At 39.0% G+C, this 19940-nt stretch carries 21 protein-coding genes and 1 pseudogene; 6 read left to right on the top strand and 16 right to left on the bottom strand.

The window, feature by feature from the left end:
- Nucleotides 1–60 precede the first annotated feature (60 nt).
- Complete coding sequence (locus ABES52_RS14360) at nucleotides 61–1284, top strand: MFS transporter (RefSeq protein ID WP_429651929.1); 1224 nt, start codon at nucleotides 61–63, stop codon at nucleotides 1282–1284.
- Between the two features lie 15 nt (nucleotides 1285–1299).
- Nucleotides 1300–1602 (top strand): hypothetical protein, encoded by a 303-nt coding sequence (locus ABES52_RS14355; protein ID WP_429651870.1) that lies wholly within the window; start codon nucleotides 1300–1302, stop codon nucleotides 1600–1602.
- A gap of 139 nt (nucleotides 1603–1741) precedes the next feature.
- Here ABES52_RS14355 and ABES52_RS14350 read toward each other — a convergent pair whose 3' ends face one another.
- Nucleotides 1742–1879 carry a hypothetical protein gene (locus ABES52_RS14350; RefSeq protein WP_429651869.1) on the bottom strand — a complete coding sequence of 46 codons (138 nt, stop codon included), beginning with the start codon at nucleotides 1877–1879 and terminating at the stop codon, nucleotides 1742–1744.
- Nucleotides 1880–1995: 116 nt separating this feature from the next.
- Here ABES52_RS14350 and ABES52_RS14345 point away from each other — a divergent pair, with 116 nt between their 5' ends.
- The gene (locus ABES52_RS14345) at nucleotides 1996–2865 is read left to right on the top strand and encodes a sulfite exporter TauE/SafE family protein (RefSeq protein WP_429651928.1); all 870 of its coding nucleotides are present in this window, start codon (nucleotides 1996–1998) and stop codon (nucleotides 2863–2865) included.
- Between the two features lie 573 nt (nucleotides 2866–3438).
- On the opposite strand, the gene ABES52_RS14340 is transcribed toward ABES52_RS14345, so the two are convergent.
- From ABES52_RS14340 to ABES52_RS14310, 7 genes are all read right to left on the bottom strand, one after another.
- Nucleotides 3439–3657, bottom strand: coding sequence for a hypothetical protein (locus ABES52_RS14340; protein ID WP_429651868.1), 219 nt, complete (start codon nucleotides 3655–3657; stop codon nucleotides 3439–3441).
- A gap of 263 nt (nucleotides 3658–3920) precedes the next feature.
- A complete protein-coding gene (locus ABES52_RS14335) occupies nucleotides 3921–4700 on the bottom strand; it encodes an alpha/beta fold hydrolase (RefSeq protein ID WP_429651867.1) in 780 nt (259 codons plus the stop codon).
- An 857-nt stretch (nucleotides 4701–5557) separates the two neighbouring features.
- Nucleotides 5558–7138, bottom strand: a complete 1581-nt coding sequence (locus ABES52_RS14330) for an acyl-CoA synthetase (RefSeq protein ID WP_429651866.1) — start codon at nucleotides 7136–7138, stop codon at nucleotides 5558–5560.
- Nucleotides 7139–7657: 519 nt separating this feature from the next.
- Nucleotides 7658–7816 (bottom strand): hypothetical protein, encoded by a 159-nt coding sequence (locus ABES52_RS14325; protein WP_429651865.1) that lies wholly within the window; start codon nucleotides 7814–7816, stop codon nucleotides 7658–7660.
- Nucleotides 7817–7913: 97 nt separating this feature from the next.
- On the bottom strand, nucleotides 7914–8189 hold the full coding sequence (locus ABES52_RS14320) for a 2'-5' RNA ligase family protein (RefSeq protein WP_429651864.1): 276 nt from the start codon (nucleotides 8187–8189) through the stop codon (nucleotides 7914–7916).
- A gap of 379 nt (nucleotides 8190–8568) precedes the next feature.
- Nucleotides 8569–9774 carry a trans-sulfuration enzyme family protein gene (locus ABES52_RS14315; protein WP_429651863.1) on the bottom strand — a complete coding sequence of 402 codons (1206 nt, stop codon included), beginning with the start codon at nucleotides 9772–9774 and terminating at the stop codon, nucleotides 8569–8571.
- Between the two features lie 343 nt (nucleotides 9775–10117).
- A complete protein-coding gene (locus ABES52_RS14310) occupies nucleotides 10118–10942 on the bottom strand; it encodes a hypothetical protein (RefSeq protein WP_429651862.1) in 825 nt (274 codons plus the stop codon).
- Between the two features lie 238 nt (nucleotides 10943–11180).
- Between ABES52_RS14310 and ltaE the strand changes: the two genes are divergently transcribed.
- Together ltaE and ABES52_RS14300 are read left to right on the top strand one after the other, a co-directional pair.
- Nucleotides 11181–12206 carry a low-specificity L-threonine aldolase gene (gene ltaE, locus ABES52_RS14305; protein WP_429651927.1) on the top strand — a complete coding sequence of 342 codons (1026 nt, stop codon included), beginning with the start codon at nucleotides 11181–11183 and terminating at the stop codon, nucleotides 12204–12206.
- Nucleotides 12207–12820: 614 nt separating this feature from the next.
- Nucleotides 12821–13411, top strand: coding sequence for a cell wall hydrolase (locus ABES52_RS14300; protein ID WP_429651861.1), 591 nt, complete (start codon nucleotides 12821–12823; stop codon nucleotides 13409–13411).
- 172 nt (nucleotides 13412–13583) lie between these two features.
- Here ABES52_RS14300 and ABES52_RS14295 read toward each other — a convergent pair whose 3' ends face one another.
- From ABES52_RS14295 to ABES52_RS14285, 3 genes are all read right to left on the bottom strand, one after another.
- Nucleotides 13584–14555, bottom strand: a complete 972-nt coding sequence (locus ABES52_RS14295; RefSeq protein ID WP_429651860.1) for an endonuclease/exonuclease/phosphatase family protein — start codon at nucleotides 14553–14555, stop codon at nucleotides 13584–13586.
- 278 nt (nucleotides 14556–14833) lie between these two features.
- Nucleotides 14834–15154, bottom strand: a complete 321-nt coding sequence (locus tag ABES52_RS14290) for an AzlD domain-containing protein (protein ID WP_429651859.1) — start codon at nucleotides 15152–15154, stop codon at nucleotides 14834–14836.
- Nucleotides 15147–15836, bottom strand: coding sequence for an AzlC family ABC transporter permease (locus ABES52_RS14285; protein ID WP_429651858.1), 690 nt, complete (start codon nucleotides 15834–15836; stop codon nucleotides 15147–15149). Before ABES52_RS14285 ends, ABES52_RS14290 begins: the two co-directional genes overlap by 8 nt.
- Before the next feature lie 197 nt (nucleotides 15837–16033).
- Between ABES52_RS14285 and ABES52_RS14280 the strand changes: the two genes are divergently transcribed.
- Nucleotides 16034–16609 carry a helix-turn-helix domain-containing protein gene (locus ABES52_RS14280; RefSeq protein ID WP_429651857.1) on the top strand — a complete coding sequence of 192 codons (576 nt, stop codon included), beginning with the start codon at nucleotides 16034–16036 and terminating at the stop codon, nucleotides 16607–16609.
- A 130-nt stretch (nucleotides 16610–16739) separates the two neighbouring features.
- Here the strand turns inward: ABES52_RS14280 and ABES52_RS14275 are convergent, their stop codons facing one another.
- The 5 genes and pseudogenes from ABES52_RS14275 to ABES52_RS14255 all read right to left on the bottom strand — a co-directional run.
- Nucleotides 16740–17264 carry a DoxX family protein gene (locus ABES52_RS14275; RefSeq protein WP_429651856.1) on the bottom strand — a complete coding sequence of 175 codons (525 nt, stop codon included), beginning with the start codon at nucleotides 17262–17264 and terminating at the stop codon, nucleotides 16740–16742.
- Nucleotides 17265–17677: 413 nt separating this feature from the next.
- On the bottom strand, nucleotides 17678–18082 hold the full coding sequence (locus tag ABES52_RS14270) for a hypothetical protein (protein WP_429651855.1): 405 nt from the start codon (nucleotides 18080–18082) through the stop codon (nucleotides 17678–17680).
- A 157-nt stretch (nucleotides 18083–18239) separates the two neighbouring features.
- Nucleotides 18240–18755 (bottom strand): hypothetical protein, encoded by a 516-nt coding sequence (locus ABES52_RS14265; RefSeq protein WP_429651854.1) that lies wholly within the window; start codon nucleotides 18753–18755, stop codon nucleotides 18240–18242.
- Between the two features lie 202 nt (nucleotides 18756–18957).
- Nucleotides 18958–19116, bottom strand: a complete 159-nt coding sequence (locus tag ABES52_RS14260; RefSeq protein ID WP_429651853.1) for a hypothetical protein — start codon at nucleotides 19114–19116, stop codon at nucleotides 18958–18960.
- 12 nt (nucleotides 19117–19128) lie between these two features.
- Nucleotides 19129–19940, bottom strand: a pseudogene (locus ABES52_RS14255) (Rpn family recombination-promoting nuclease/putative transposase); the annotation flags it as partial.

The following is a 19940-nucleotide window of genomic DNA, read 5'->3' as shown; positions in this document are numbered from 1 at the left end:
GTTCCAATTTTTCTCGTTAAGGAGTTGATATCGCCTTTGTCTAAAAATAAACATACAGGAATGACAATAGCTGCGATTGGTTCTATTCCATTAATTTTAGTGTTAGGTAACTCTATGCTTATCCCGATTCTTCCAAAGATAAAGGCTGAACTAAATTTGACACAATTTAAAGTCAGCTTAATTATTACTGTTTTTTCTGTTGCCGCAGCGATTTCCATTCCGTTACTAGGGTATTTGTCCGATCGGTTTACCCGAAAAGCCATTATAATTCCCTCATTAATTTTGTATGGAGCAGGAGGACTGTTAGCCGGTTTTGCTGCCGCATGGTTTTCACATGCATACATGTGGATTTTAACTGGAAGGGTTATTCAAGGTATAGGGGCAGCTGGAACAGCGCCTATAGCCATGGCTTTAACCGGAGACTTGTTTAAGGGAGGCCAGCAAAGTAAAGTACTTGGATTGGTTGAAGCATCCAACGGATTTGGAAAAGTTATTTCACCCATTATTGGTTCTTTAATCGCTTTAATTATTTGGTATGCTGCTTTCTTTGTATTTCCAATCTTTTGTTTAATCTCCATTTTATTGACAATATTTTTTATAAAAGAAAAACGAACGAAAAATGATCATCTGCCTGTTAAAAACTATGTAAAGGGGTTGTTTACAGTCTTCAAGCATGAAGGCCGATGGCTCTTTACGGCCTATTTAGCAGGAGCAACTTGTTTATTTACTTTGTTTGGAATCCTTTTTTATATCTCTGATATCGTAGAGAAAACCTACAAAATAGACGGGCTACTAAAGGGTGCGATATTAGCCATTCCGTTGCTTTTTATGACGACCACTTCCTACATAACAGGCAACAAAATTGGCAAGAAAATGAAACTAATGAAACAGTTAATTATTATTGGGCTTTTACTAATGACAGTCTCATTTTCAACGCTCGTATTTTTTGATCGCCTTATTCCGTTTTTATCCATTCTCGTCATTAGTAGCATTGGCACAGGTTTGGTTCTTCCTTGTATTAACAGCTTTATAACTGGGGCAGTTTCAGCTGATCGAAGAGGTTTTGTCACTTCCCTTTACGGGTCGGTTCGATTTTTAGGTGCTGCCATCGGTCCGCCAATTTATGGTTTGTTAATGGAATGGTCAAAGACAGGGATGTTTTTGTCTACTGCTGGTTTAACGTTAATTGTTGCTATTTTATGCTTGTTTTTGATTCGTGTTAAAAAACAAGGATCACCCGAAGAGTCGAGCGACTCATTATTTCAAAAGTTGCAGTTTACTTAAAAGGGGGTACCTTCATTGCAAATTTATTTTTCACCAGAAGTATTTACGCCCTATTTTCACGTATTAAATGTGGTGAATCAAAATCAAAAAGCCGTGGGATATTTAACCTTTTTGATGGACGAAAAAAAAATGTATGTTTTCGGACATTTGCAAGATAAAGGGGTTTCAGAAGATTTTAAGGATTTAATCAAACCATATATTCAAGGAATGTCGAAAACAAAAGAAGATATGGAAGTGTATTCGTATATTTCTTGTGGCGGAGAAAAGTTGGATATCAATAGTGAAGAAGAATCGGATACAGGAGAGAAAGACGGATAACAATGATTTATTAAATACGATGAAGAGCAAGTGTATCTGCGGAAAAATTCTTACACATTCAAGCATGAATTTGCCTAAAAAATAAAAAACAAGCATCCACCTTTAGGTATGGGACATTCTCCATATTGGGTGGATTTTTTTATGCCCCTATGATGTACACGTAATGCTTTTGCAATACCCCTTCGATTGGATTGATTTCTGCACCAGAACCGGTTTCAAAAGATTCAACAAAATGTCTATTACGCTCGAGAGCTAAATATTTAATTTTGTGCTTCAACAGTATCACTTTTTTCTGATCTGCATTTAATAATATAGGCTTTAGCACAATTCCCATAATAAGGTGCATCAGTTTATAAAAGCAAAAAAGGAGGCTGTTTTTGTGGGATGTCAACAATGCGAAAACTCATTATATTTGCGGTTATCGGTTTTTTAGCCCAACTAATTGATGGCTCATTGGGAATGGCGTACGGTGTCACTTCGTCATCACTTTTGTTAACATTTGGAATTGCTCCTGCCATAGCTTCGGCATCCGTACACCTTTCTGAAGTGGTAACGACTGCAGCTTCTGGTATTTCTCATATTAAATTTGGAAATGTTGATCGCCAAGCTGTAAAAAAATTAATCATTCCCGGTTCTATTGGAGCATTTGTAGGAGCTTGTTTTTTAAGCAATTTACCAGGTGATGCTGTAAAACCGTATATTTCTTTGTTTTTATTAACACTTGGGATATATGTTCTGTTTCGCTTTCTCTTTCGATGCAATCAAGGTAGTGAGAAGAAATCGATCAACTTATCTAGAAAACAATCTATTTCATTAGGATTCATTGCCGGATTTGCAGATGCAACTGGTGGAGGCGGTTGGGGACCCATTACAACTCCGGTGCTATTATCCAAAAAAGGCACTTCAGCTAGAAAAGTGGTCGGTACGGTCGATACAAGTGAGTTTGCGATAGCTGTTTCTGCCTCTATAGGATTTCTTATTTCGCTAGGTTGGAAAGAAGTTAACTGGTTTTGGGTCATCGTTCTTATGTTAGGAGGAATTATTGCAGCCCCCATTGCGGCATGGTTAGTAAAAAGATTACCTTCGCATTTATTAGGAGTCCTTGTAGGAGGTTTTATCATATTAACCAATGCCCAAACATTACTTAATGCTTGGTCAATTAATGATTTATGGATCCCTATCATTTACGTATCTATATTAATTGTTTGGACAGGTACTATTATCTTTGCAGTACGGAATAACAAAAAACATGTGAATTCATAATAAGTAGCCTAACGAGTCCAAACGAAAGAAAGTCTTTCGAATGAAGCAACTGAGAAATGCAATTTTTTCTTAAACGAGTTCGGTTTATCTAGTTGGGTCTGCTCTACTTTCATCCCACAATAAAGTGAAACCACGATAATATGGCGTGAGTTTGTGAATAGATCTTTTAAAAAAACCATCATGATCGTCCGTCTTCCTTCTATGTTGAAGTGGAACCCTATCATAGGAGCCAAGGAAGCGGACTTTTTTATGCACTGTTTTGTACAAGCATGAGTTTGCGCCCCACTTACATATGGCCTAAAACGATTTTATTTTTAATCAAAATGAATAGTAGAGGTAGAATAATGAATCTATCTCTGTGGTGAAGGGCTGTTTTTTGCGCTTCATGGATGGCTAACGGGTGCTTTAGATAATGAACAGCTAATTAAAGAACGCACATATTAGACATTTCTAACATGTGCGTTCTTTTTTTAACTACCCTAAATAAAATTGCAAAGGACTCTTTAAAACATTATTTGTATTAATTTTACTCTGTTTTGATCCCTAGAGAAGGGATTAACAAATTTTACTTGCTTACCTTTTTTTCTTTTTTGAATTATCAACAATAAGTTTATTTTTTCTAACATTTTCTAAGATAACTTGCACATGAAAAATTTTTTCATCAATACAATTTACACTTGAAACTTTTCCTTTACGACCTTTGATTGTTAAATCTTCACCAACGGATGGAAGACGTTTAACCAACTGACTTAATAAAAGATTTTTGTTTTCGTAAAAATAAACTACAAACATTTTGGTCTCACCTATTTCATATGGTATGGGTTACATAAAAAATGCTCATATTTTATCCTTCATATAAAATATATGATTACAGTTAGAATTAGACCAAATGACTAAAATAAAAATTTAAAAAGTATACTTGCTTTAAACAAAGGAAGCAAGTTAATTTGAAAATGGACTAGACCTGATAAGCAGCGTACAAATTTTACTGCCCATAAAAGGACACGACTATTGTGCAATCCTTCTCCGTTTATTTAAATAAATTAAATTTTTAACTAAATAAATTGTGTCAATATCTGGTTAAACTTATCACGTTCTTCCCAGAAAGCTCCATGACCACTATATTGAAACGGGACTAGTATTGAATTTCTTAATTTTTGATTTAGTTCTTGAGCTTGTGAAAATGGAATAACTTTATCATGAATGCCGTGAATAATTAAAGTGGGAGTAACTATTTTTGGAAGATCTTCATACAATTTCTCATCTCTTAATAAAACAATGACTGCCCCGGTCGACCATCCCGCAGCCTGTAATCCCATTTGGAAAAACCAGTCCGAGAATGGCCGAGTTATATACTGAAAGAAAAAGCTATCCGTTATTGCCTGCATCATCTTTGGGCGGTCATTTAACGTTTCCTTAAGAAGTTTATTAGCAGTTTCTGTAGAAAAGCCTGTTGGAGCTGCAGCGTCAATAAGGACAAGTTTGGATACTCCGTAACCATTGTATCGAGACATATATCGAATCGCAATTGCTCCACCCGTAGAGTGACCCAAGAGCGTAAAATTATCTAATTGTAGGGTACCAACTATAGTACGGATATCATCTGCCAGTCTGTTATAAGTGTAGCCACTGATTGGTTTATCCGAATTCCCAAAACCCCTCCAGTCTATACCAATACAGCGGTAACCCAATGCGGGAAGAACATCAAACTGATATTCAAATTGTTTATGGCTTAACGGCCAACCATGTATAAACACTATTGTCTTGCTACCCCCTGGGTTAATATCTTCCACATATATATTTACACCAGGCTCTACAGTAACAAAGTATCCCATGCTCGATTCCTCCGTAATTAATATGGTTACTTCAATAAGATATTCATTTTGGTAACATAAATGAGTACGTATCTGAGATGTAGGTTATCGAAGCGAAAAAGGGTGAGGTTTATTGACTAATGCTGCCCGCTAGCACAATAAAAAATGAGTAACTAATTCATTAAACCCTCAATTTCTTTTACTCGGTTAATTCATCTCTCTAAAAAGCTTAAAAAACGCAACTGCCTGTTGATTATATCCAATAGCTTTGTATATCTCCCAAGCCCCCTATAAGTACAACCAAGACATATTCTTTCGTCGGATAAATTAGCATGTCTCAGGATCTTTGCATTAGCTCAATTGCTGTTTCGATCTCACTTTGTAAAAAATATATATCCTTATTCATATATATTTGCAGCGTTAGTTGTATCAGTATTCAAGTGATAACTTTCGAGAAATTTAAATTCCTTAATAATTTTCAGTGCACCGACATAGTTTTTAGCCATTCTTTCAACCATAAAGTAAATCTCACCACTTTTAACATCCAAATTATCAGGTAGACCAATAGCTATTGTCCCTTATAATGTGTTATTTGCTATGCGTATTTATATGGTTAAAATCCAATAATTGTTGATATTACAAGTATTAGAAAAGCCGAAATCACAATGGTGATTTCGGCTTTTAATTGATTATGTGATTTCTTATGCTTCTCCACGAAAACGGAACTACTTATACTAATTTTATGAAAAAGAGGTCATAGGTTTGTCACCCAATGTAAAAGTACGTCTAGCGGGGATATCTATTTCGCCTTTTATATTAACCACACATTTATATCTATTTCTTCTTGACCTTTTATAGTTTCGTATTAAGTCGCCGCGTCACATCGATCCCATACGTGTAAACCCTTCCCAGTACTTAGCGCGGAGTTCACGCTTAAGCACTTTGCCGTAGGCGTTCTTTGGCAGCGCCTCGACGAAGTCGACCGACCGTGGCTTTTTATAACTGGCTAGATGATCCCGGCAAAAAGCAATCAACTCCTCTTCAGTGGCTGCTTGCCCTGGTCTTAACACCACAACAGCCTTCACCGACTCTCCCCATTCCCGATCAGGAACACCAAAAACACACGCCTCTTGCACAGCAGGATGACGTAACAATACCTCCTCCACCTCCCGCGGGTAGATGTTGTTTCCTCCGCTGATGATCATGTCCTTTGTTCGATCCAAGATGTAGAGGTACCCTTGTTCGTCTATGTAACCGACATCTCCTGTACGCATCCAGCCGTTCACGATTGTATCGTTGGTCGCCTCAGGATTTTTCCAATACCCTTTCATGACGAGATCGCTTTGAACGGCAATCTCACCGACAGTCCCTGGAGATAACTCATTGCCGTCAGCATCCTGAACGCGTACTTGAACGCCCATACGAGCTGTACCGGCAGAAGCGAGGCGTTTAGGGCAAGTTAAATCGTGCTCTTCTCGGCTGAGGCCAGTTATCGTCATAGGACATTCGCCTTGTCCGTAAATCTGGGCAAACACCGGTCCAAACGCCTTTATCCCCGCGATTAAATCCTCTACATACATAGGAGCTCCACCGTAAATGATGCACTGCAGGCTTCTTAAGTCGTATTTGTTGCGTACTTCAGATTCGGTCAAGCGCTTCACCATCGTTGGTGCCATGAATGGAAGCACAGTGACCTTGTGCTTCTCAATCGAAGCAAACACTGTTTCCGGATCAAAGCGGGATGCAGTCAGAATCACATTTGTGCCCCCCTTGGCGATTAGTGGAAGGGCATATAAACCAGAACCGTGGGTGAGCGGTGCTGTATGTAATCCTATGTCATTTTGCCCAAACGGATAAATATCTGCACAGACATTCAAAGTCGCTAGCAATAGAATACGGTGCGTCAACATGACCCCTTTCGGTCGCCCCGTGGTCCCAGAGGTGTAAAAGAGCCACGCTAGATCGTCCCCATCAACCTGCTCCATCCATTCAGCAGCGTCTCCACGATTCAAAAGTTCGTGATAGTTTAGAACCGTTTGAAAAAACTGTTCTTCCCCTACCCTGTCCAGACAGACCGCAATCCGAGTTTCGGTTAGGTCCTGAGCAATCCGATCAATTGCATCCTGGAAAATACCTGCGTATACAAGAACCTTGGCTTCGCTATGGTTTAAAATATAGCGCACCTCATCATGGTGGAGGCGAAAGTTCATCGGTACAGCGACCAAGCCAGCCTTCCACGTTGCAAAAAGCACCTCCAGAATCTCAGCACGGTTGGGCGAAAATATGGCCACCCGGTCTCCTGCCTCTAAACCAAGTTGGCGAAGCGCGCTTGCAATCCGGTTAACGCGCTCGTTAAACTCCCGATACGTCAACTCCAAGTCACCGTGAATAATGGCGATGTGATCTGAATAAGCCGCAGCCGACCGGCTTAGCATATAGCCTAGATTCATTGCCCCCATGGTTTTCCCTCCTATTTATCAATCTATCGGTAAAATACGTATACGCAAAAATCTCCACCTAAATACATAAATTATCTTTATATTTTTAATATTAAGAATAATCTATATATTAATAAAAATCAACAATTTGAACTAAAAACAATAACACTTTCATTTACTAATAACTAAACAGTTTAAATTTTTTTCATTACCGAGATTCTGCAATTTCTATTAAATCTTTCGTATAACTTTCCGTGTATTCTCATGTGGTAGAAACACTTCATTTTTAGTAGAGAGAAAATATCAATTCAACCTCTAACGCAATGCCCCCTTTTTAGAATAAAGCTATTATTCGGAGATTGGTGTTCTTTCTTATTGGCTGTTTTCGTATAGATTGTTGCTTGACCATACTGGATGAACGTATATAATGCGGTTTATGGAGGCGGTTAAGAATGTGGCAAGATGGATATGAAAGGTATCTAGATATTGTAACGGTTTAATGTAATGAAGTGCATTAAGAAAGACCTCACCTTTGAGAGGTCAATTGCTTAAAGGGATATCTAAATATCTATCATATCTTTGCTTATCAATGTATAGTTCATAAATTCTAATAAAATCAACTTCAAATTTGGGATAAGGCGTTAATTCTTTTTCTGCCAATTTTTCCGTATTTTTCAGTTCTTGAAATGTTTCCACCATCCTGTTCTTTTCCCAATGTTAAGTGAGGTACAAAGGCATCAAGTTCAAAATACTGTTTTATTAAATCTTCTGATGGTGAAATTTCTTGCACGATTTTTTAATGTAAGTTGAGTAACTCGTTTGACTTAACACTCAAATATAAAATGTTATCTCCAAAATACATAGGTTTATCCAATGATATTTGAAAGGGTTTGAAATTCTTACATACTTTTACTTTGTCTATCCACTTTTTATCTGGAGTTAATCCTCCTTGTGCTTTCAAAGTTATATGTGGTTCTACACCTAAATTGTTTATCCATTTTCTTTGAAAATTCTCAATCCGTTTCAAATATTCTTCTGGTGGGACAATTCCAATAAAATACTCTACTTTCATTCTTCCCATTCCTCTAATTTTTAGTTTTCTATAATTTTAGCAGAAAATTCAAAATACACAACCAATCGTATTAAACTAAAAACAACAATCTTTTAAAAAACAATTGTTAAGTTGCGGAAATTAAGGCACTGTTTGTTGGTTTTTCACAAAAAAGAAAAAGGACCGACTCTTTGGTCCTTATGTATGTTTTATTTAATAGAACTTATAATGACATACGTGATTTCATTAACCATTCTATTTTACCCAAATTTTTAAGGTTCTATTTGACTGATTTTTTCTTTAAGGGGATTACGCAACCAACCATTACTTCTATATTTTTATTATCCCATGAACCTCTTCCTCCTATACTTCATTTAATGGAGGGAGAATGCTCGCGTACTCAAATTTTCTGCAGAGCTTGCAGCACATCCGCTTTCAAGTCTTCGATATGCTCGATACCTACCGAGAATCTCACAAAATTCGACGGAATCCCAGCGATCCGCATTTGCTCCTCGTTCATCACACCTTCCCACATCGCTGCTGTATGTACGACAAGGGAATCGATCCCGCCCAGACTAACCGCGTTAGGAGGCAATTTCAACGATGATACGAATCGCTGCGTTTCTTCATAACCGCCTTTAATCGCAAAGGCAATGACTGCTCCGAATCCTTTCATCTGGCGTTTTGCTAATTCGTGTTGCGGATGGCTAGGAAGCCCCGGATAATACACCCGCTCTACCTGTGGCTGCTGCTCCAAAAATTCAGCTAAAGCTAAGGCATTGGAATTGATGCGTTCGATCCGCATCGGAAGCGTACGCAGACCACGCAACAACAACCACGCATCCATTGGCGAAAGGACCGAGCCGATAGAGATATGGGTGTGCCAAATACGTTCGGCTAACTCCTCAGTGGTACAGATGACACCCGCTGTCAAATCATGGTGTCCACCTAAATACTTCGTTGCGCTGTGAACGACCACATCGACGCCAAAATCGTGAGGACGTTGGTTAATCGGTGACGCAAACGTGTTATCAGCCACAACGATAATGCCATGCGGGCGGGCTAAATCCACCACGGCGGCCAGATCAGTTACCACTAAAGTCGGATTTGCAGGCGTCTCCACCATGATTAGCTTTGTGTTAGGCCGTATTGCATCGGCAAAGGCGGAGATATCTGTTTGTTCGACCAAGGTTACTTCGACACCAAATCGCGGCAACATCTCGTCCATAATCTTAGCAGTACTCATATAATGCCGTGTCTGTGCAATCACATGGTCGCCTGCGCTAACAAGCGCTAGAAGGGTCGTAGCAATGGCTCCCATCCCAGAGCCAGTTACCAGTGCGGTTTCTGTACCTTCAAGTTCTGCCATAATCTTCTTTACACGTTCATGCACCGGATTTCCGTAACGCGTATAATACTGGGGATGGCGAGGAGTTTCCGCCATTTCCGCGAATTCACTGGAATTTTGTGCACGGAATGTAGCTGAGTAATAAATCGGCGGAGCCACGGTTCGATCATCGGTCACCCAATCATCGCCGTGTACGACCAAGGTTTCGGTTCGGAGTCCTTCAAGATTTAGCTCTTCCTGAATATTTCGTTTGCTCATAGCTACCACCTTCCTAAAAAATAGATATTATAATGGGATACTTTTGGGAGTAACTTAGTTTGATGTAATAGGTCGGAATAGATAAGTCTACCCTTTTTAATTGACATAATTTTGATTATTTAAAAACTTATAGATATTATATAATTTCAAAAAAGAATATAAAACTAAAAAGAATGTTTGAAACCAAGTTGTCACAATATCGAAACTTACAACTTTCAATAAGGATGGGTAATCTCCAATTATAAAACCTTAGTAATTTGTGGAATGGATAAATTTCCTTCCACTGTGTGACTAATGTTCACCTACTTCGGATTTTGAAGATTTACCTGCTTTTTCGTCCGTTTTATGCCACTTCGTTCATAATTTCAAACATTTCAGCGTCTAAGAAATTATTCACGATTCCCCAATAATATCCAAACATGTTTTTGATCTTGCGTCCGTGCTTCAAGTTACGGATTAATTGCTTAAATGTGTCCACTGCAAGATCTACTTTGTCTTGAAGTGTGTAATACGTTAAGTACCGTGTTTGGATGGTGATAATTTTCCACAATTCTTCGATCATTTTGTAATTGTCAAAAAAACAGTTCACGAGATTACGAAATTCCTTCGGCACTCGATTGCTTGTATATGTGTAGTCTAGTGGAACGTCATTACGTTTATTATTTAGATTGCTAGTTTTAAAAGAATGATGACTAGTTTTTTGGGGTGTCAATTGCTCAACTTTTGTTTGCTTATTTTTCGCGGTATCTTCCTGTTTTCGTTGGTTGCAAGGGGTGTCATTTCCGTTCGAACGAGATTCATCTTTCTTTAAAAAACGATTAAATATCCACAGGTTGCTAGATTGCGAGCCATCTTTTCTAACCGTTTCTTTTACCGTTAAAATCCCTAACTTGACGCATTTCCGCTTCATCCGATGAAAGGTACTTTCAGACACCCCATGCCCGTTATGTCGATCTTTAATGGCACGTAAAATCGTATTTATAGACGCATTCGACACCCCATACACTTTCGCACAAAAGCGGACGATTCCTTTAAACGCAATTAACTCCGAACGCGTAAAATCTTTTTTGTGTTCAAACAAAAACGCCTCGATATTATTGTTAAAATCCTTCAACGACTCAAACTGACTATACTCTCTAAAATTCTCAATCGGTTTTTGTTGAATCATACAATCTACCTCCCCACCTGCTATATAGGAGGTAGAGCAGGAATTGGGGAAAACAATTTTAAAATAAATTGTAATTTGGGGACAGTCCCCTACTACTTTAAAGCGTTGAGGGACAGTCCCGCACTGCTTTAAAGCAGTGCGGGACTGTCCCTAAAAATTCACTCATTTTAATGGTGATTGGACAACTTCTTCTATATAATGGTGATAAAAAAACGTTTAGGGGAGAAACCGCATGAATATGATTGATTTTCGAAGCGATACGGTGACAAAGCCAACGGAAGAAATGAGAGAAGCGATGTTCTCTGCTGAGGTTGGGGATGACGTGTATGGCGAGGACCCTACCGTCAACCGTTTGGAAAGACTGGCAGCTAAAATCCTCGGAAAAGAAGACGCATTGTTTGTCACAAGTGGTACACAAGGAAACCAAGTGGCGATTTTGACTCATTGCCGCCCGGGGGATGAGGTAATCTTGGAAGCTGAATCCCATATCTTTCTATATGAAGCAGGTGCTGCCTCTGCGTTAGCAGGCGTCCAAACGAGACCAATTCGCGGAACTAAAGGAGCGATGGACCCTTCTGATGTTAAAAAAGCGATTCGCGGTGAAGACATTCATTATCCCTATTCCGGATTAATCTGTTTGGAAAATACCCATAACAAAGCCGGCGGAAAAGTCATTCCAATTGAAACGATGAAAGCCATTTACGAAATCGCCAAAGAAAAAGATATTCCGGTCCATCTTGATGGTGCAAGATTGTTTAACGCGGCCGTAGCTGCTGGTGTTCCTGTAACAGAATTTACGCAATATGTTGACACCGTCCAAGTTTGCCTTTCTAAAGGACTCTCTGCACCAGTCGGAAGTATATTAGCCGGAAGTAAATCGTTTATTAAGGAAGCGCGCAAATGGAGAAAGCGCCTCGGCGGAGGATTGCGCCAAGCGGGTGTACTCGCAGCCCCGGGAATTATTGCATTAGAAAAAATGGTGGATCGCTTAGCAGAAGACCACGCGAACGCCCGTCAGCTTGCGGAAGGATTATCCACCATTCCTGGTTTACAGGTGGATGTAAATGGTGTCGAAACGAATATTATTCTATGCAATATTCAAGAAACAGGTCTATCAAACGAAGAGTTTCTTGCTCGTCTGAAGGAAGCCGGAATATTAGCCGTTCCATTCGATGAAGGCATCATTCGTTTCGTTACCCATCGGGAAGTGACGAGTGATATGGTAGAAATGGCATTACAGCGAATTAGACAATTAATTGGTTAAAAACATAATAAACAGGAAGTCAATGGAGCGACTTTCTGTTTCTGTTTTTTACAAAATAAAGATCCTCACATAATGAAGTGACACTGTCAAGTAGACAAGTATAAAAAAACACATATAAACAGCCTGAGTCCTATTTTATAAGACTCAGGCTATTAATTTTTTGGGAACCTTGGTGGAGAATATTTATTTAGTCAACCAATCCCCGCCGATTAAAATTAATTGATTCCATATCCCCCTCTTCAAACAACCTCGAAAAAAGGGGTTGTTTTTTATTTGAAGATTTAAGCTAATCAAATCATACCCAGGAAGGAAATTTACCAAATGAATCGCAGATAGCCCCTATCTTTAGACGCAAGGTGTGGTTATAGATTAGGATTATTTAAAAAATAGATTCCAAGTGTTGAATTTGTCCTCCTCTAAAATCACGAAATTTAGTAAAATGCAAGTAAAAATTTATCGACGGAAAAAATTACTAGACGCCAAGTAAACCCCCTTCATCATGGGAATTCTTTTACCTAAAAAAACAAGCGGAAAATTTTGGGTAATGAAGATTGATAGATTTCATGTTAGCCTAGTTATTGAATCTAATAGCGAAACGCTAGGAGGTTAATAACATGAAAAAACTGAAGAAGTTTGTTATAGCATCAACGTTAGCATTGACGATGATCGGATTCCAACAACCAACTGATGCAGCAACCGTCCATCATGTACAAAATGGAGATACTTTATGGTTGTTAGGTAAAAAATATGGAGTTTCTGTATTAGAATTGAAAAAAGTAAATAATAAATCTACGAATGTATTACGTATCGGTGAAAAACTTGTAATCCCAGAGTCTATTACTCCTTATGAAAAAGATTTATTGGCACGTCTTGTTCATGCGGAAGCGAAAGGCGAGCCGTATGCGGGGAAAGTCGCAGTTGCTACTGTTGTGCTAAATCGCGTGGACCATCCTGACTTCCCAAATACAGTCAAGGACGTTATTTATGAAGTATCTGGCGGAAGCTACGCATTTACTCCTGTGCAAAACGGAACGATAAACAAACCAGCAGATGCTGACTCCTATCGTGCGGTGAATGAAGCATTAGCTTTCCGTGGACTTGGAAATGGATCCTTATATTTTTACAATCCAGATAAAATTAGCAGTTCATGGGTTCTTTCACGTAACGTGACGTTAACAATCGGTAATCACGTTTTTGCGAAATAATTATAGATGAGAGAAGCACCACTGATAGAATGTGGTGCTTTTTCTCTATATTGTTAAGGTCAGTCCGGTTGAATATCGAACTTGTGCCGTATAAGGTCACTCTTTTATACGTGTCTACTTGACAGGTACTAGTTCAAATGTAAGAAACAGTCAAAACATGTTTAATCAAATTTTAACAGCTTTCATCAATGCTTTCTTCATGTTGATGGTCGTGATGACCCTTTAATTTTAACCTTGTCGATACTCCTGCGTGATCAGAAGGCCAGAGACCAGTAGCTGTTCGATCACTTTGCTCCTCTCCAACCAAATCTGCCTCAATAGGCTTCCAACCATTTTTAAAAAAGATATAGTCGATTCTTTCGCTTAACTCAGAAACGTTATTCAAAAGGTCTGCAGCCTGAACAGCTGTGAATCCAGGTCCTTCACCGACTTCATTCCATACATCCTGAAAGCCTGCATTAACAAACAAATTATAAGTGCTACTTCCAGGAATTGCGTTAATATCTCCTGTAATAATCAATGGTAAATTAGTATCGGCTGGTTCATTAAGGATCTCCATTGCTTGGGCATTCCTTATCGACTCATTAAGCGGCTCCAAATGGGTGTTTATCATCCTAAAAACATGCCCGTCCAATTTAACATCGATAGCGGACCACCCCCGAAAAATCACAAACGGGCCAATTATTAGGTTATTTACAAATCTAGCTTCCTGTTTATCAATAACCTTAAGTCTATTTTTTTTCCGAATTAATATGACATCCCTGTCCAAGAAACTAATGGTATTTCCATTGCTGTCTGGAGCTTGCGCGGATAGATTTTCATTTTCAGCTGCTACTTCATAGCGCAATCCTCTTTCTTTTAGTTCATCCAATAATATTTTAACAAAGTCAAAGATTACAATTCCAAATTCCGGTATTTCTAGCACCCACCGGGCTGCTTCTTGCAAACCAATAAGGTCAGGTTTTTTTGATACAATTTCGCTGGCAATGGCTTTGGCACGAACAGGAAAATTGGTCGCAAGAAATTGACGAAACACTTCTGTTACCCGCTGTGGAGATGGTCCAGCGATCAATGGTGATAAGTCTGCACCTATATAGATGTTCCATGTTAAGAAAGCTAGATGAAAGTCATTTCTTTTTCCCACGTAATTGCCACCTCCAATCTTCTATATATAATTAATAGATGAAGAATGAAGTAGAAATGTAACGGCAAGTTAATCAAGTCATATTTATTTCATTATTAATAATTTTTAAGAAAATTGCTTCGTTATCGATGAAGAAAAAGGTATTACTCGTTGTTGAAGTAATGCACACGTAGCGACAAGTAACAAGCTATGAGAATGCAAGAATAATAGCTATAAATCCAACCATTAATCCCCACCTGGCTTAATTAAAATCTATTCTCATTTTCAACTTTTCCAATTTAACTTCTTAAAAAATAACGAGCTAACATTCCAATCATTACTCCAATCACAACAGAAGGAAGAAATTTTTTGATTATCTTAATGGTAATCGCTGTGGAAAGACAGCCTATAAGAACCGGAAATGAAATATGTAGTTGTCCATCTGTAGGTATGAAGATTTGTTTGATGATCAGTGCCGATATAATTCCAACAGGAACATAAGTAAAATATAAACGCAAGGTAGGACTCATCTTTCGTCCGGCCATGATTTCAACGCCGATGAAACGTGATAGATAGGTAGAAACAGCTAGTAATCCGATTAAAATCCAATGATTAACCATCTTGGGACCTCCTCTTTACATAAAGACCCACTAGCGGTGACAACACACCAGCCATCATAATCGTCAATTCATTACCCGGTATGAAATACTCGAGCCCAATGGCTATGACGACAGCAGTGAGCGCCGTTGCAATTACTGGTTTTTCTATTAAACTAGGGATAAGAAGTGCTGCAAAAGTAATCGGAAACGCTAAGTCTAATCCCCATTTTTGAGGATCAACTTGGTTTCCAATTAAAGCTCCAATAAGCGAAGAGAAAAACCAAGCCACATAGAACGTACCAACAACGATCCCAAAATAAAGAGGGTCCGGTCCATATTTTTTAAACCTTGAACTCCCTAAAACTAACGTTTCATCGGATACACCAAAAGATAACAACCACCTCCACCTCTTAGCAGGTGCAAGACCTTCGGCAAGGGCAGCTCCGTATAACAAATTGCGTAAATTTAACAAAACGGAGGTAAAAAGAACACTTGTTAGATTTGCGCCCGCCGTCAACATAGCAACGGTTACCAGTTGTACGGACCCGGAAAACACCAACAACGACATGACCACTGCACTCACCCAATTAATATTGGCTTGAGTGGCGAGTACACCATAAGATAAACCATACGCCGCAATCGCGATTGCAAGTGGTAAAGATTCCGTAAAACCCGTTTTGATCGTTTGTTTTTTTACATCCACCTTTCTAGAACCCCCCTATTCTGATGTTGCTAATAGTATACAAAACAATCCATCCCCTTCCGTTTGGAGTGAGAAAAAAATTAGGAAAGAAAATTATGTAAAATTAACGTTGAAGTGGTATAATAAATTTAACTTTTAGTTTATTATAATATACTAAAAAGTAAAAAAACACCATTTTTTAAACGAAGGTGGAAAAAATGAACTTAGATCACACGTGGGAAGAAAGAGATGTAGGGAAGCTTATCGGGTCCAACCTGCGGCAATTCCGGGTAAGTAAAGGAATCAGCATAGAGGCCTTGGCCAAACAAATCGGGGTCAGTAAATTAACATTGATCAAGATTGAACACGGGGAAGCTAATCCTACATTGTCCGTCATCTGGAAAATCGCAAATGGTCTACAGATCCCAATTACCGCTCTATTGTCGATCGAATCGGATGTCTCCATCTCCCGGAAGAAGGATGGACTGAAACTCATAAGTTCGAACGATGTTTTTGTCGTTGAGCCAATGTTTCGTTCTCATGGCTTGATGGAGCTTTATCGAGGATACCTACAGCCTCATGGGGAATATGTCTCGGAACCCCACCAACCGGGGGTAATGGAATTTGTGACCGTTATGTCCGGCCAATTAACAGTGGAAGTGGACGGCGAAACTTATCACTTGGATGAGTACGATTCCATTCGTTTTAAAGGGGATCGTCCTCATAGGTATACGAACCCCTCCTCCTCCTTAACGATATTGCATTTTGTTATTTCATATAATAATCCATTGTAAATCTTAACGTTTACCTCTTCTTGTGAACAATTCTGTAAAACAAGATTTTTCGAGTGATGACATAAAAGGTTTGCCATAAAACGACCATGCACGTTCAATCAATCGAACGTGCATGGTCGTTCGTAAAAAGTTAGGAAGTTGCTGCTATTTTTTGACGCGGTCCTTTGTGTCCTTTATGATGATGATGGAAATATTTATGAATATACGGCATGACCCATTTATCTAATCCGAATTTTCCGGCATTTGCACCGGCGACAAGAATGAAAAATGTAAGCAAGATCATTTGCGGGTTCGTACTTGTTGTGCCTGAAAACATAAACGCAAAGTTCATTACGGCTCCCATCAGTGCTGAAAACGTTGTGAATAAACCGAGAAGCAACGCAATCCCTACTAACACTTCACCCCACGGTACTAATACGTTAAACAACCCGACATTTGGCAAGGCAACGTTTTCGATAAATGAAGCCCACCAGCTTTGCACTGCCGGATGTTCTCCCGAAGCTTTCGCAAGCGCCCCTTTCAAAAATCCTGTCGCATCAAATCCACCTGTAATTTTATGCAAACCTGCTGTAAACCAAGCATATCCAAGATATAACCGAAAAAACATTAACATCGCAGCTGCACTAACATGTTCCCTCAACCATTGGACTACCATCTTTTACTCCCCCTTACTTGTTTTATTCTTCCTTACACTTATATCGTATCGCTTTTTTCTGTAATTGAGTCGACTTTGCTCAACATTTCACAATTTATTAATAAAGTCTATACAAATTTGGTAAAGTTAACAAAATGGCTTGACGATTCCATGCGGCCATCTCAAGAGCATAAAAAAATCCACTTTCCCTCATCTCGAGCGAAAGCAGATTTTGCTGCTTCAGGTAATCGATTACGCTCTGGCCAGCTTTCCAAATCTTTTAAGAATTCAATGTCACCGTAGTTCTACATTCCTATGTCTGTTTTCATTATCTATCCTCTCCTACATGAAAGGCTAAGTAACGAAATTCTCCATGCTTTCATTGCTAACCGTCGAGTAATGTTGCCATTGTAGTTTATAAGTTCCTTTAATAACTATCGAGTCTTCACGGTCTTTTGTCGTTCCTGCTGAAGCATGTTCCAGCCATTTATCAACTCTCCAGTCAAAATGCGGTTTCCCTGAATTCGAAAATAGCTGTCAACAGTATGGGCTCTAGTTGGCGCGCTCCAATACAAATGGTCATTTGTTAATAGAATCGCAATCCCTTTGATTTTATCCCGCCCTGTGGTAATCTTTTCGAGTTTCTCTACTTGTTTAAGAAAATCATAGCGGCCACAATCTTCTGCACCGTGATGTTTTAATTCTATTAATTGATTTTCTTGCTTAATTGTTAGTCCGGCGAGTTTATTCATTAAATATAACGCATATTGTTGCTCGGAATTCGGGTCTTCCACCCAAAGGTCGACTACCCATCCATGAAAATCCTTATTTTCAATCACACGAAACTTTCTTGAAGCTGATGTTTTAATGAATTTTTAAAGGCTTCTTTTGAAGAAAAGAACAAGTGTTTTTCCACTAGTTTTTCATTTCTTGATTAATAGAAAACATGTTTATTCCCCTCTCTATTTGTATTTTCTAAATAGCCCCAATCTCATACTACAAACTACTTAATCGATTTCTTTCTATTTTAATTGTGTTATCTTTTCCATCTAAGATGTCAGCTCTTTTGCTGCCGTAAATTCGCAGCGCTTTGGCCCCTTTCATCAGTTTGACAGAAAGGCGCGCTGTTCCCCTATAATCTTTTTTATTAATATCGATACATTCAATAAATTCGTCCCAGTACACGACTGCAATTTCTTGATTGTAATCGCTTAGCTGCTTTTGGCTGCAAATAAATGCAAAAACGAGTGTCTTGTCTTTATTCTCATCTTTTAATTTATTAATTTCTTCCAGCTCGCGATCTGAAAACGTAAATGACCAAGTAAAATCTTTTGATCCTGTTGGTGAAGTGTGATATTTGGCATAAATCATGTAATCATCATTATTCGTCGATACTTCATATATTTGACGGTTTCCATTTTCTTTTTCAAATAGTGCAGGAGCCAAGCCGCCGTTAATGAGTACAGAGAGTAATGCTCCATAATAATAATCGGCCTTGCAAAGTACGCCCATTGTTTTATTCCCCCTTTCCACTCTTTCTCGTAACTACTCTATTCATGTTTTTCTTTTAATGAAAAAACAGCTTTATATATTTCTAAAGGTTAAGTAAAGTTTTACCATGCTTATTTTAGCTAATTTTGTAAGAAAATGTTGTCGAATGATGTCATAAAAAGAAAAAACAGAAGCCTTGACAACTTCTGTCGTAAATTCATAATTAACGGCTTATCGCCTGCAGCATAAATTGATTAATGCCTTTCTCCAGTCCAGTAAATTCGATGTTGGTGCCGATGGCTTCGAAGTGTTTGCGGACGAAGTCAATTTTTGCTCTTTCTTCGGGACGTAAAAATTCATACATTTCTGTGCCTCCTGGCAAGAAAAGCCCCCATTAATCTTTTAGTATGTTTCGAACTTCCTCTTCTTCCATTTCCAGCAATTCTGCAATTTCTGCGATACTCATTCCTTTTGCTTTCATTTTGCTAATCAAATCACGCTCTTTTTTCTTCATTCCTTCTTCAAATCCCGCCCGCCGTTCGCCGCGGATGTTGGAAAGCTGGTCGCGCAGCCATTTCAGCCGTATTTCATAGGCATAGCGATTTTCCGGGTTAACGCTTAGTTTTTCCCACTCTCCAGCGCTTCGCGGATTTCCTGCTCATTCATCGCCAACACCTCCAATTCGTTTATAATCTGTTCATCTATGTTTCGTTTCCGGGCATCGACTGCCGATAACATCATTAACTATGGCCGTTCGGCGGTTTTTTTCATCTCACGTCTATATTTCTTCTATTTTACTATAAACTGTGACAAATCAATCGCATGGAATTCAAGGTGCGGGCTCCAAAGGAAATGTTCTTCATCTTCCCGGATGTGAAACATGGTGTGGAAGCGGTCCGTTTCGTTAGGAATAGCGGGTAGTTGAGGATCGTGATCATAATCGTTGGCGGAAGTTAGCTATATTCCTGTCCTTTGGAAAGAGATATCGAAAACAATCGCGCCCAATAATACAGCACCCTTTCTGGCATATCGTGCTGATGGACGACTTGGATTTCAACGTTGATCCGTTCGCCAAGGTTGGTGAACACGAGCACATCCAATCGGCTCATCTTGCCATCTTCCGTCTCTTTCGGAAGTTCGGTATTTTCATATTGCACATCAACAATCCGATCGCGGCCGATTCGGTTCAAAAGCCGTTCAAAAAAG

The sequence above is a fragment of the Aeribacillus pallidus genome, assembly GCF_050478865.1.
Taxonomy (GTDB): Bacteria; Bacillota; Bacilli; order Bacillales; family JACDOC01; genus JACDOC01.
Note: the sequence above shows the minus strand (reverse complement) of the source record. Positions and strands in the feature narration are given on the sequence as shown.